General features: G+C 71.4%; 13 protein-coding genes. 7 read left to right on the forward strand and 6 right to left on the reverse strand.

All coding sequences use genetic code 11. The annotated features are described in order from the left end of the window. The 5 genes from NS331_RS20120 to NS331_RS20140 all read left to right on the forward strand — a co-directional run. A partial coding sequence (locus tag NS331_RS20120) for an ABC transporter ATP-binding protein (protein WP_153012951.1) occupies positions 1-544 on the forward strand: 544 nt, incomplete at its 5' end. Positions 545-631: 87 nt separating this feature from the next. Further along, a complete protein-coding gene (locus NS331_RS20125) occupies positions 632-1,912 on the forward strand; it encodes an ABC transporter substrate-binding protein (protein WP_058643736.1) in 1,281 nt (426 codons plus the stop codon). 385 nt (positions 1,913-2,297) lie between these two features. Continuing rightward, the gene (locus NS331_RS20130) at positions 2,298-3,215 is read left to right on the forward strand and encodes an ABC transporter permease (protein ID WP_058643737.1); all 918 of its coding nucleotides are present in this window, start codon (positions 2,298-2,300) and stop codon (positions 3,213-3,215) included. 132 nt (positions 3,216-3,347) lie between these two features. Continuing rightward, entirely contained in the window at positions 3,348-4,241 is an 894-nt protein-coding gene (locus NS331_RS20135; RefSeq protein ID WP_058643738.1) for an ABC transporter permease, read from the forward strand. Next, a complete protein-coding gene (locus tag NS331_RS20140) occupies positions 4,238-4,969 on the forward strand; it encodes a GntR family transcriptional regulator (protein WP_058643739.1) in 732 nt (243 codons plus the stop codon). The genes NS331_RS20135 and NS331_RS20140 overlap by 4 nt, the downstream gene beginning before the upstream one ends. A 54-nt stretch (positions 4,970-5,023) precedes the next feature. Here NS331_RS20140 and NS331_RS20145 read toward each other — a convergent pair whose 3' ends face one another. Beyond that, entirely contained in the window at positions 5,024-5,512 is a 489-nt protein-coding gene (locus tag NS331_RS20145) for a DUF2127 domain-containing protein (protein WP_058643740.1), read from the reverse strand. Between the two features lie 82 nt (positions 5,513-5,594). Beyond that, positions 5,595-6,215: a glutathione S-transferase family protein gene (locus NS331_RS20150; protein WP_058643747.1), complete on the reverse strand. Its 621-nt coding sequence runs from the start codon at positions 6,213-6,215 to the stop codon at positions 5,595-5,597. Positions 6,216-6,351: 136 nt separating this feature from the next. Here NS331_RS20150 and NS331_RS20155 point away from each other — a divergent pair, with 136 nt between their 5' ends. Next, entirely contained in the window at positions 6,352-7,287 is a 936-nt protein-coding gene (locus tag NS331_RS20155) for a LysR substrate-binding domain-containing protein (RefSeq protein WP_058643741.1), read from the forward strand. Here NS331_RS20155 and NS331_RS20160 read toward each other — a convergent pair. Both NS331_RS20160 and NS331_RS20165 read right to left on the reverse strand, forming a co-directional pair. After that, on the reverse strand, positions 7,262-8,563 hold the full coding sequence (locus NS331_RS20160; protein ID WP_058643742.1) for an FIST signal transduction protein: 1,302 nt from the start codon (positions 8,561-8,563) through the stop codon (positions 7,262-7,264). The two genes, NS331_RS20155 and NS331_RS20160, sit on opposite strands and share 26 nt — an antisense overlap. Beyond that, the gene (locus tag NS331_RS20165) at positions 8,560-9,408 is read right to left on the reverse strand and encodes a PhaM family polyhydroxyalkanoate granule multifunctional regulatory protein (RefSeq protein ID WP_058643743.1); all 849 of its coding nucleotides are present in this window, start codon (positions 9,406-9,408) and stop codon (positions 8,560-8,562) included. The genes NS331_RS20160 and NS331_RS20165 overlap by 4 nt, the downstream gene beginning before the upstream one ends. A 159-nt stretch (positions 9,409-9,567) precedes the next feature. On the opposite strand from NS331_RS20165, the gene NS331_RS20170 reads away from it, so the two are divergent. After that, the gene (locus NS331_RS20170) at positions 9,568-9,981 is read left to right on the forward strand and encodes a VOC family protein (protein WP_058643744.1); all 414 of its coding nucleotides are present in this window, start codon (positions 9,568-9,570) and stop codon (positions 9,979-9,981) included. A gap of 10 nt (positions 9,982-9,991) precedes the next feature. Here NS331_RS20170 and NS331_RS20175 read toward each other — a convergent pair whose 3' ends face one another. Beyond that, the gene (locus NS331_RS20175) at positions 9,992-10,516 is read right to left on the reverse strand and encodes a TspO/MBR family protein (RefSeq protein ID WP_058643745.1); all 525 of its coding nucleotides are present in this window, start codon (positions 10,514-10,516) and stop codon (positions 9,992-9,994) included. A gap of 92 nt (positions 10,517-10,608) precedes the next feature. Beyond that, positions 10,609-11,613 (reverse strand): fumarylacetoacetate hydrolase family protein (locus NS331_RS20180; RefSeq protein WP_058643746.1); only part of this gene is annotated, 1,005 nt, incomplete at its 5' end.

Genomic DNA, 11,613 nt, shown 5'->3' on the forward strand with positions numbered 1-11,613 from the left:
GCTGCTGCTGGACGAGCCGCTCTCCGCCCTCGACCCCTTCCTGCGCGTGCAGATGCGCGCCGAGCTGCGCCGCTGGCAGAAGGAGCTGGGCCTGACTTTCATCCACGTCACCCATTCGCAGGAAGAAGCGATGGCGCTGGCCGACACCATGGTGGTGATGAACCACGGCCGCATCGAGCAGGTCGGCTCGCCGCACGAGGTCTACAACGCGCCGGCCACCGAGTTCGTGGCGCGCTTCATGGGCGGCCACAACGTCATCCAGACCGGCGCGGGCAAGGTCGCCGTCCGCAACGACCACCTGCAGATCCAGCCCGCGGCATCCGAGGTGCCCGCCATGGCGCCGCACGGCCTGGGCGCCACCATCACCGACGTCGAATACCAGGGCACCTACGTGCTGCTCGGCCTGCAGGCGCAGGACGCCGCGGGCGCCAATGGCGTGTCGGTGATGCTGCCCGAGGCCCGCTTCGCCGAGCGGCCCTATGCCCTGGGCGAAGCGGTGCAGCTGTTCTGGGCGCCGCACCAAGCGCATGCGCTGCCGGCCTGAACCACGCGCCATCGTCTCTACCCGCTCTCCCTCTTCCTTTTTCAACCGCGCTCGCGCATTTCTCATCCGCCAACGAAGGAGTTCCCGATGTCCGACACGCTCGATCCCCGCACCCCCGGCCTTTCGCGCCGCCGCCTGATCCAGGGCGGCGCCGGCATGGCCGGCATCCTGGCCGCGGGCGCGGCGCCCTTCGTCCATGCGCAGGACAAGCTGGTGCTGCGCTACCTGGGCACCGCGGTGAACCAGGACAAGGCCATCGCCGAGAAGTTCAAGGCCGACACCGGCATCGAGATCCAGTACGTGGCCGTCACCACCGACGACGTGACCAAGCGCGCCGTCACCGCGCCCAACAGCTTCGACCTGATCGACACCGAGTTCTTCTCGCTCAAGAAGATCGTGCCCACCGGCAACCTCAAGGGCATCGACGTCAAGCGCGTGAAGAACGCCGACAAGATCACGCCCCTTTTCACCAAGGGCGAGGTGGCCGGCAAGATGGTCGGCGACCAGGGCACGGCGCCCAAGAAGGTGATCTTCCTGGAAGGCGAGAAGAGCAAGGTCTTCGCCAAGGCGCCCACGCAGTGGATGACGCTGATCCCCACCACCTACAACGCCGACACGCTGGGCATCCGCCCCGACCTGATCAAGCGCCCCATCGACAGCTGGGCCGAGTTGCTCAACCCCGAGTTCAAGGGCAAGGCCGCGATCCTGAACATCCCCTCCATCGGCATCATGGACGCGGCGATGGTGGTGGAGGCCAAGGGCCTCCACAAGTACAAGGACAAGGGCAACATGAGCAAGGCTGAGATCGACCTGACGATCAAGACGCTCATCGAGGCCAAGAAGGCCGGCCAGTTCCGCGCGCTGTGGAAGGACTTCAACGAGTCGGTCAACCTCATGGCCTCGGGCGAGGTGGTGATCCAGTCGATGTGGAGCCCGGCCGTGACGGCCGTGCGCAGCAAGGGCATCGACTGCGTGTTCCAGCCGCTGAAGGAAGGCTATCGCGCCTGGGCCTCGGGCTTCGGCCTGCCGGCCACGCTGTCGGGCAAGAAGCTCGACGGCGCCTACGAGTTCATCAACTGGTTCCTCGACGGCTGGGCCGGCGCCTACCTCAACCGCCAGGGCTACTACAGCGCCGTGCTGGAGACGGCCAAGGCCAAGATGGAACCCTACGAATGGGCCTACTGGATGGAAGGCAAGCCGGCCGCGCAGGACATCAAGAGCCCGCAGGGCGTGGTGATCGCCAAGGCCGGCAGCGTGCGCGACGGCGGCAGCTACGAGCAGCGCATGGGCGGCATCGCGTGCTGGAACGCGGTGATGGATGAGAACGAATACATGGTGAGGAAGTGGAACGAATTCGTGGCCGCCTGACGGCGGCGGCGAATTCGACCCCCAGGCTGCGCTTCGCTCCGCCTACCCCCTACGAGGGGGCGCACCCAGCGGCCCGGCAAAGCCGGTTCCGCGTGTGCTCCCGCGGCGGCTCGCTGCGCTTGCCGGCGTCCATGTCCTTGGCCCCCATGAAGCGTCCTGAACCGATCTGCCCTGAGCCCCTCTCCCCTCGCGGGAGAGGGGTTGGGGAGAGGGGGCGCACGCATCGGCACGCCCTTGCGCCTTTTCAGCGCCGCTGCCCCCTCTCCCCGGCCCTCTCCCGCGAGGGGAGAGGGAGCAGCGCGCCTTTCGCGTGCAGCCATTCGATCCTTGACGCCGTCCCGGTTCATGCAGCACGGAGTGGCGTTCAACGCCCTGGAAACGACCTATGAGTGCTCCCGCATCCAGCGTCCATGCGCCCGCGCCGATGGAGGGCGGGGTCAGGCCTTGGTGGCAGGCGGCGCCGTTCGCGCTGGTGTTCCTGCTGTTCTTCGTGGTGCCCCTGGTGCTGATCGGCATGGTCAGCCTGTGGGACTTCAACGAGTACGAGCTGATTCCCGCCATCTCGCTGCGCAACTACCTCGCGATCTTCGAGGGCTGCTCGCACCTCACGGACAACGGCGACCTGTGCGTGACGCTGTCGACCTATCTGTCCACCTTCAAGTTCTGCCTGCTGGTGTGGGCGATCACGCTGCTGCTGGGCTTCGCGGTGGCGTACTTCCTGGCCTTCCACGTGCGCTCGCCGGGCATGCAGACGCTGCTGTTCGTGCTGTGCACCGTGCCCTTCTGGACCAGCAACGTGATCCGCATGATCTCGTGGGTGCCGCTGCTGGGCCGCAACGGCCTGGTCAACCAGACGCTGATGGGCCTGGGGCTGGTGCAGGAGCCGGTGGACTGGCTGCTGTTCTCCGACTTCTCGGTGGTGCTGGCCTTCGTGCACCTCTACACCATGTTCATGATCGTGCCGATCTTCAACAGCATGATGCGCATCGACCGCAGCCTGCTCGAAGCGGCCGACGACTGCGGCGCCTCGGGCTGGCAGACGCTGTGGAACGTGATCGTGCCGCTGTCGCGCACCGGCATCCTGATCGGCTCGATCTTCGTCATCACGATCGTCATGGGCGACTTCGTGACCATCGGCGTGATGGGCGGCCAGCAGATCGCCTCGGTGGGCAAGATCATCCAGGTGCAGACCAGCTACCTGCAGTTCCCGCTGGCGGCGGCCAATGCGGTGATCCTGCTGGCGGTGGTGCTGATGATCATCTGGGCTCTGACGCGGGTGGTGGACATCCGGAAAGAGTTGTGACCCACCCCCTTGGCGCCTTCGGCGCCTCCCCCTCAAGGGGGCGGCACCAGCGGCCCGGCGGAGCCGGTTCCGCGGTGCCACCCGCGAAGGCCGGCAACGACAGCAACGACATTGACGACAGGAGTGACTTCTATGCAGGCTCGGGTTTCTGAGGCGCGCGCGCCGGGGTTCTGGCCGCTGGCAGCGGTGTTCGTGCTGTTCGTGCTGTTCCTGTACGGGCCGATGTTCACCATCTTCGTGCTGTCCTTCCAGGGGCCGGAGGGCGGGCTCACCTTTCCGATGCGGGGGGTGTCGCTGCACTGGTTCCGGCAACTGGCCGAGGGGCTGGGCACGGTGGACATCGGCGCGGCCTTCCGGCGCTCGCTGGCACTGGGCACGGCGGTGATGGCGCTGACGGTGGGGCTGTCGGTGCTGGCGGGGCTGGCCTTCCGCAAGCGGCTGGCGGGCGGCGGGGCGCTGTTCTACGTGAGCATCGCCAGCCTGATCATGCCGTCCATCATCGTGTCGCTGGGCATCGGCCTGCAGTTCCGGCTGATCGACACCGGCCTCAAGTCGGCACTCGGCGCGCTGGGGGCGGACGGCATGCTCGAAAATTACGGCACCGCGCTCGGCCTGTTCACCTCGGCCCTGGGCGCCCACCTCACCTGGACGCTGCCTTTCGGCCTGCTCATCATGTTCGCCGTGTTCAACCGCTTCAATCCCGCCTACGAGGAGGCCGCCCGCGACCTGGGCGCCACGCCGTGGCAGAGCTTCCGCCACGTGGTGCTGCCGCTCATCGGGCCGTCCATCGTCGGCATCGGCATGTTCGGCTTCACCCTCAGCTGGGATGAGATCGCCCGCACCTCGCAGGCCATCGGCGACGTCAACACCCTGCCGCTGGAGCTGCAGGGCCTGACCTCCACGGTTACCACGCCGGCCATCTATGCGCTGGGCACGGTCACCACCGTGGTGTCGCTGGCCGTCATGGGCCTCACGGTGGGCCTGGCCCTGCTGCTGCGCCGCCGCCAGGCGCCGGGCCGCCGATGACGCCGGAAGACAGCGGCCCCGCCGCCGCCGCCACCACGGCGCTGACCGAGGCGCAGATGTACGAGCGCATCGTCTCGGCCATCCTCGACCACAAGCTGCCGCCCGGCACCAAGCTGGTGGAGGACAAGCTGGCCAGCGCCTTCGGCGTCTCGCGCACCCGCATCCGGCCGGTGCTGGTGCGGCTGGCCAACGAGCAGGTGGTCACGCTCACGCCCAACCGCGGCGCCACCATCGCCGAGCCGACGCAGGAAGAGGCGCGCGAGGTGTTCGGCGCACGGCGGCTGATCGAGCCGACGCTGGTCGAGCTGTTCGTGGCCCGCGCCAGCGACGCCGACGTGCAGCGCCTGCGCGCCTCGGCCGAGGCGGAGGAAACGGCCCGCGCCAGCGGCGACATGCGCCGCGCGATCCGGCTGGCGGGCGACTTCCACCTCGCCATCGCCGAGCGCTCGGGCAACCAGACGCTGGGCCGCATCCTGCGCGAGCTGATCTCGCGCACCTCGCTGATCCTCATGACCTACAGCTCGGCCCATGCCGACGAGCGCGAGGAGGCGACGGCCTGCGGCTGCCGCGAGCACCGGGCGCTGATCGACGCCATCCGCCTGCGCGACGCGCCCGAGGCGGCGCGGCGCATGCACGAGCACCTGGCGCGGCTGGAGTCGCAGCTGGCCTTCGATTCGCGGCCGGAGACGGCGGGCGATCTGGCGCGGCTGCTCGGCGTGGTGGGCTGAGGGTCGAAAGGCAGGTGGCGGGGCTTCGACGGGCTCGGCCCGAACGGTGTCGGGTCAACCGACCCGCAATGGGAGGCCGGGCGCGGCCGCACGCCGGCGCCGCCACAGCGCCCGCACCATGATCGCCACCACCGCCACGTTGGCCGTCAGCGTGGCCACGTCCAGCCAGTGCATGTGGCGCACGAGCGCCAGCACCTCGAAAGGCAGGTAGATGGCGCCGCTGCCGGCGCTCAGCCATTCGGCCCAGGCCCGCTCGCGAAACAGACCGTAGGCCTCGGCGAAGCGCACCAGCGCATAGGCCGCCGCACCCGCCGACAGCAGCGCCAGCCGGCCGTTCTGCAGATGGGCGGCGAAGTCGATGAACACCTGCGGCTCGCGCGAAGCGGGGTTGAGGTGCAGGTGGTGGACCAGGTGCTCGGCCACCGTGCGCAGGTCACGGTGCAGCAGCAGGAGCAGGCCCGACGCGGCGGCCACCGCGAGCACGCCCTTGAAGGCTTCGATGAAGGCGACGAGGCGGATGGCGCCGGCGGAGCGGTCATGCATCGGGGGATGATCGCATGGGCCTGGCGCCGCTGCGTGTCGGCGCAAGCGGCGTCGGCAGCGTCGGCGATTCGCCCACACCCTCTCAAGCGTGCGGCCAGCGCGCGAAGGCCGGCAGCGCCTCCGCCTCGGCCGAGAAGGCGGCCTGCAACGGAAAGGCATCCGGCGGCAGCGCGCCGGGCACCAGCTGCTGCGTGAAGTGCCAGGTCACGGCGATGGTGATGCCCGCCAGGCCGATCTCGCCCTGGCGCGCACCGCCCGGCACGGGGGCGCGGCGCATGTCCTCCTCCAGCAGCTGCCAGGCCGCGCGCATCTGGCCCGTGATGCGCTCCGACCAGGGGGCATGCTGCCGCTCGGAGGGGCGCAGTTCCCGCTCGTAGACGATCTGCACGGCCTTGTCGCAGGCGGCCAGCGCCAGCCCGGTCAGCCGCAGGGCCCGCACCCGCCCGGCGGCGTCCGCCGGCCACAGGCTGCGGCCCGGGCCGGCCAGGCTTTCCGCATGCATCAGGATGAGCGTGGAATCCATCAGCGCCTGGCCATCGTCCAGCACCAGCGTGGGCGCCTTCACCACCGGGTTGTAACGGCGGAACTCGTCCATCTGGCGGATCACCGAGACCTGCCGCGATTCGAACGGCAGGCCCAGCAGCTGCAGGGCGATGGCGGTGCGCCGGACGTACGGCGAGTCCAGCATGCCGATCAGTTGCATCATTTCAGTTTCCCTTTCAGAACGCTCGGCAGACCTGGTTGCCGGCAATCCGCAATCTACCGGCGGGCACGGCGTGGCACCATCGACTTGTTTTGCGCCAATCCGTTAGTTTTTCTTCAATGACGCCCTTGCGACCATGACCGACCTGCCGCCCCTGCAAGCCCTGCGCTGCTTCGAGGCCGTGGCGCGGCTCGGCAGCGTGACCCGCGCGGCCGAGGCCCTGCACGTGACCCATTCGGCCGTGAGCCAGCAGCTGCGCCAGCTGGAGGCGCTGTTGGGCCTGGCCCTGTTCGAGCGCGCGGGCCGCGGCCTGCGCCTGTCGGAAAACGGCCGGCTCTATGCCCTGCAGGTGCGCGACGCCCTGGGCGACATCGCGCAGGCCACGCGCCTGCTGAGGGTGCGTCCGCGCGAGGGCGACCTGGTGGTGTCGGTGATTCCCTCCTTCGGTCTGCACTGGCTCCTGCCGCGGCTGCCCCGCTTTGCCGAGCGCCATCCGCAGGAGCGCATCCGCCTGCAGGCCGGCCTGGACCTGCAGGACCTGCTGCGCCAGGGCGGCGCCGACGTCGCCATCCGCATGGGCCATGGGCCGTGGGCGGGCCTGGGCCAGCAGCACCTGTTCGACGACGAACTGCTGATGGTCGCGGCGCCGCATTTCCGTGGCGGCCGGCTGCCCGCCACGCCCGCGGAGGTGCTGGCCTGCCCGCCGGTGCGCTCCGCCGAATCCTGGGCGCCGTGGTGCGACGCCGTGGGCCTGCCCGAGCCGCCGCCGCGCACCGGGCTGTGGATCAACGATTCCAACCTCACGCTGGAGGCGGTGCGTCTGGGCCAGGGCGTGGCGCTGGAGCGCTTGAGCCTCGTCCACGGCCTGCTGCAGCGCGGCGAGCTGGTGGCGCTGACCGACGTCCGCGTTCCCTACGCCTATCCGTACTGGCTGGTGTGGCCCGCGACTGGCGGCCGGCGCGCGCCGCCGCAGGCCTTTGCCGACTGGCTGGCAGCGGAGGTGGCGCTGTACCGGCAGGAACTCGGCGCCCCGCCAAGTCCGGCTCTCAGCCCTCTGGCGCCTCGGCCGTGAACACCGTCAGCACGCCGGTGTAGCCGTACAGGTGGTGCCCGGCGATCTCGCCGCCGGCGAAGAAGCCGGTCAGCGGCACGTCGCCCAGCGCATGGCGCAGGATCTGCAGCTCGCCGTTGGGCGCGCCGAAGTGCGGGCCGCCGCGCCCCACGCAGCTGATGTAGACCGCGCCGGCGATGCGCCGTGCCGGGTGCGGCACGGCGCCCGTCTCCGACAGCGCCAGGGCCTGCGCGGTGGCCAGGCTCTGCTCCTGCGGCTCCAGGCTCTCGCGGATCTCGGCGCAGATGCGCATCAGGTCGGCGCGCGCGGCCTGCGCGTTGCGGCGGCAGAAGCTCATGCGCATGCCGGCCTCGGCCCGGTCGGCGATGGCGACGGCGCGGCGCTTGGGGTCCAGCCCGATGATGTGGCGCACCCGCGCCTGCGGCCCCAGGTCGCCGGTGATGCGCACGCCGTCGGTGCCGGCGGCCGACAGGCCCACCAGCGTGCCGCGCACGGTGTCGATGGCCTGCTGCGGATCGCGCTCCAGCGAGATGGCCAGGTCTTCCAGCAGCACGTCCAGCGCGGGCCGGCCGTCGAGCGTGAGCAGCAGGTTCTCGTCCGCGCCGGTGATCTCGCGCTGGCGCGACACCGGCTGGCAGCCCTGCGTGACCTGCGTCGCCAGGCCCACGCCGGGGCCGAAGGCCACGCCCGACAGGCCGCCTTCGAACACGCCGCGCGTGGCGCCCTGCCCGGCCACGGTGCCGTTGCCGCCCAGGGCGAACTGCAGCGCGCCGGCCCGGCCCGAGGCCAGGCCGCCGAAGAGCAGGCCATCGTCGGTGCGGCCGGCGATCTCGGCGATCAGCTCGGGCAGCTCGGGCGTCTGCGGATCGGCATGCACCAGCGCGCAGCGGGCGCTGAAGCCGGCATTGGGCCCGTCGCCCGGCGCATGGCCCGAGGCGGCCAGCGGCGCCACGCCCGAGAACACGCGGTAGCGGTCCGAGGGCACGCCCAGCAGCATGACGCCGATGGCCGGCTCGTCGATGTACTCGGCCGCGTTGGCCACGATGCCGGCGGCCACGGCACCGGCCCAGTCGCTCACCGTCGGCAGCTCGGCCGCCAGCAGGTCCAGGATGTCGGCGGCCTCGGCGGTGTAATGGTCGGTGACGTAGAGCAGGCCGAGCGAGGGCGAGGCTTCGTAGTCCGGCAGCGCCATCTGGGCGCGCAACTGGGCCAGCACCAGGCCGGCGGCCATGCGCCAGTCGGGATGGGTGGCATGGCCGGTGGGAAAGAGCTTCATCCGGTGCTCCGGTTGCCGCCGGCCCGGCGGGCGGTGGCGGGCGCGGCGGCAGCGGTGGCCTTGCGCGCGGGCGCCTTCGCGGCGGCGGTCTTGCGGGCGGCGGCCGGCTTGCGCGCCGCGCCCGTCTTGCGGGCGGCGGCCTTCTTCTTCGTCGCGGCCGGCCTGGACGGCTGCCCGGAAGCGCCGGGCATGGCGGCGGAGGCCGCCTTCGACATGGCCTCGGCCATGGCGCCGCCCGCGGCCATGGGCATCTGCATCGCGGCGGCCTCCTTGATGGCCTGGCCGGCGATCTGCTGGAACTGCTGGGTCAGGGCGCCCCACCACTGCAGCGGGTCGATGACGCCGGGCGCGGCGGCGGGCGCATCGGTCGCGGCGCCGGCGTCGGCGGCGGCGGGCGCATCCGCGGCCGGCGGCGGGGCGGGCTCGGCGGCTTCCTCGCGCGCGGCCGGCGCGGCGGCGGCCCCGGCCGTGGCGGCGCTGGCGGCGGCCTCGCGCACCGCCTCGGCGGCGCGGGTGGTGGAATCGGCGAAGGCCTGCGCCAGGTCCTCCATGCGCACGTTCATGCCGCGGAGGGTCGACAGCGTCATGCGCTGCACCTCCAGCGCCTGGATGGTGGCCTTGAGCGCATGGCCGTTCTGCTCCAGCCAGTACTGCACGGCCTTGAGTTCCTGGATGCGCTTGTCGATCTCCTCCACGCTCAGCGTGGGCGCGACCCAGCTCGACATGCTGCCCAGCCCGGGCATGGCGCCCGCGGTGGCGCCGCCGCCGGTCGTGAGCTTGCGCAGGAAGTCGAAGCCTGGCACGAACTGGGCGAAGCTGAAGGGCGGGGGGCTGGCGTCGGACATGGGATGCGTCTCCTGGCTGGCGGTTGAAGCTCTGCGGCCGCCGGCGCCGCGCGCCGGCAAGCGGCGCCGGTGCGGCATCGGGCGCGCCAGCTTACCCGAGCCCGGCGCGCCGGCGGCGTCGGCCGAAACCGCCGGGCGCCGCTGCCCATAATCGGCTGCATGCACAGCCTCTTCCACCTCGCCTTCCATGTCCGCGACCTCGACGAGGCGCGCCGCTTCTACGGCGGCGTGCTGGGCTGCACCGAGGGCCGCAGCACCGACACCTGGGTCGACTTCGACTTCTTCGGCCACCAGCTCTCGCTGCACCTGGGCGAGCCCTTCGCCACCAGCCGCACCGGCCGCGTCGGCGATGCGCTGGTGCCGATGCCGCATTTCGGCCTGGTCCTCGAACTGCCGCAGTGGCAGGCCATGGCGGCGCGGCTGACCGACGCCGGCACCGATTTCGTGCTGCCGCCGCAGGTGCGCTTCGAGGGCCAGCCGGGCGAGCAGTGGACGATGTTCTTCTGCGACCCCTTCGGCAACCCGATCGAGGTCAAAGGCTTCCGGTCGCTGGCCGCGGTCTACGCGAGTTGAGCGCTGGCGCTCATCCCAGCTGCGCCGGGTTGAGGCGCCACACGGCCGTCATCAGCGCCGTGGCGAAGCCGAGCCACGCCACATAGGGCAGCAGCAGCGCCCCCGCCAGCGCCGAGCGGCGCCAGAAGGCGGCCAGCGTGGCCAGCACCAGCGCCAGCAGCACGAGCTGCACCGCCAGCGAGACGGCGCCCAGGTGCCAGACGAAGAAGAACCAGCTCCACGACGCATTCACCGCGAGCTGGGCGACGAACAGGCCCAGCGCCCCGGGCGCGGCCGCCCAGCCGCCGCGCCGCCAGACCAGCCAGGCCGACACGGCCATCAGCGCGTAGAGCGTGGTCCACACGGGCCCGAACAGCCAGGCGGGCGGCGCCCAGTCCGGCCGCGTGAGCCCGGCGTAGAAGCCGGCCGCGTTGGCCGAGGCCAGTCCGCCGATACCGGCGGCCAGGAAGCACAGAACCAGCCAGCCGGCCAGGCCCAGGGCCTGGCGGCCGCGCGAGGGAAGGCCCGGGGACCGGGACAGGGAAGTGGCGTTCATGCAGGAAAGCTCCGGATCGGATGTTGGCGCCTCGCGCCCGGAGGCCGGGATGGGACGGCGCCCGTTCCTTACGCGGGCGCCGCGGCCCCGGATCAGCCTGGCGTCGGCGCCGCCTCCGTGGTGGCCGGACGGCCGCCGGGCGGCACCACCTCCTGCTCGATGGCGCCGAAGACTGAGCGGCCGTCCAGGCCCTTCATCTCGAGGCGCACCGTGTCGCCGAACTGCATGAAGCCGGTGCGCGGGGCGCCGTGCTGCAGCGTCTCCATGCAGCGCTTCTCGGCGATGCAGGCATAGCCGCGCGGCCAGTCCATGCCGCCGGCCGCATCCTGCACGCCCGGGTTGCTCACCGTGCCGCTGCCGACGATGCTGCCGGCGCGCAGGTTGCGCGTGGCGGCCAGGTGGGCGATCAGCTGGCCGAAGTGGAAGTGCATGTCCGGCCCGGCCTCGCACAGGCCCACGGTGCGGCCGTTCCAGGCCACCTGCAGCGTGAGGTGCACACGGCCGCCGCGCCAGGCCTCGCCCAGTTCGTCAGGCGTGACGGCCACGGGGCCGAAGGCGGTGGCGGGCTTGCCCTGCACGAAGCCGAAACCCTTGGCCAGCTCGGCCGGGATCACGTTGCGCAGCGAGACGTCGTTGGCCAGCATCAGCAGGCGCACGCCATCCAGCGCCTGCTCGGGCGAGGCGCCCATGCGCACGTCGCCGGTGACCACGGCGAGTTCGCCCTCGAAGTCGATGCCCATGGCCTCGCTGGGCACCACGATGTCGTCGCAGGGGCCCAGCAGGTCGTCGCCGGCGCCCTGGTACATCAGCGGATCGCTGCGCAGGCTGGGCGGCATGTCGGCACCACGGGCGCGGCGCACCAGTTCCACATGGTTCAGGTAGGCCGAACCGTCGGCCCACTGGTAGGCGCGCGGCAGGGGCGCCATGCACTGGGCCGGGTCGAAGGGAAAGGCATGCCGCGCCCGGCCACTGTTGAGCAGGTCGTACAGGTCCTGCAGCTGCGGGCTCATGAAGCCCCAGTCGTCCAGCACCTGCTGCAGCCGGTGGGCGATGCCGGTGGCGTAATGGGCCTGCGTCAGGTCGCGCGAGACGACGAC

The organism is Pseudacidovorax intermedius, assembly GCF_001476815.1.
Classification (GTDB): domain Bacteria; phylum Pseudomonadota; class Gammaproteobacteria; order Burkholderiales; family Burkholderiaceae_C; genus Xenophilus; species Xenophilus intermedius_A.

What these genes read in the sequence shown, in the direction of transcription:
- NS331_RS20140 (WP_058643739.1), top strand. Translation starts at nt 4,238, where the DNA reads ATGACGCCGGAAGACAGCGGCCCCGCCGCCGCCGCCACCACGGCGCTG.
- NS331_RS20165 (WP_058643743.1), bottom strand. Translation starts at nt 9,408, where the DNA reads ATGTCCGACGCCAGCCCCCCGCCCTTCAGCTTCGCCCAGTTCGTGCCA.
- NS331_RS20160 (WP_058643742.1), bottom strand. Translation starts at nt 8,563, where the DNA reads ATGAAGCTCTTTCCCACCGGCCATGCCACCCATCCCGACTGGCGCATG.
- NS331_RS20145 (WP_058643740.1), bottom strand. Translation starts at nt 5,512, where the DNA reads ATGCATGACCGCTCCGCCGGCGCCATCCGCCTCGTCGCCTTCATCGAA.
- NS331_RS20175 (WP_058643745.1), bottom strand. Translation starts at nt 10,516, where the DNA reads ATGAACGCCACTTCCCTGTCCCGGTCCCCGGGCCTTCCCTCGCGCGGC.
- NS331_RS20170 (WP_058643744.1), top strand. Translation starts at nt 9,568, where the DNA reads ATGCACAGCCTCTTCCACCTCGCCTTCCATGTCCGCGACCTCGACGAG.
- NS331_RS20130 (WP_058643737.1), top strand. Translation starts at nt 2,298, where the DNA reads ATGAGTGCTCCCGCATCCAGCGTCCATGCGCCCGCGCCGATGGAGGGC.
- NS331_RS20155 (WP_058643741.1), top strand. Translation starts at nt 6,352, where the DNA reads ATGACCGACCTGCCGCCCCTGCAAGCCCTGCGCTGCTTCGAGGCCGTG.
- NS331_RS20125 (WP_058643736.1), top strand. Translation starts at nt 632, where the DNA reads ATGTCCGACACGCTCGATCCCCGCACCCCCGGCCTTTCGCGCCGCCGC.
- NS331_RS20135 (WP_058643738.1), top strand. Translation starts at nt 3,348, where the DNA reads ATGCAGGCTCGGGTTTCTGAGGCGCGCGCGCCGGGGTTCTGGCCGCTG.
- NS331_RS20150 (WP_058643747.1), bottom strand. Translation starts at nt 6,215, where the DNA reads ATGCAACTGATCGGCATGCTGGACTCGCCGTACGTCCGGCGCACCGCC.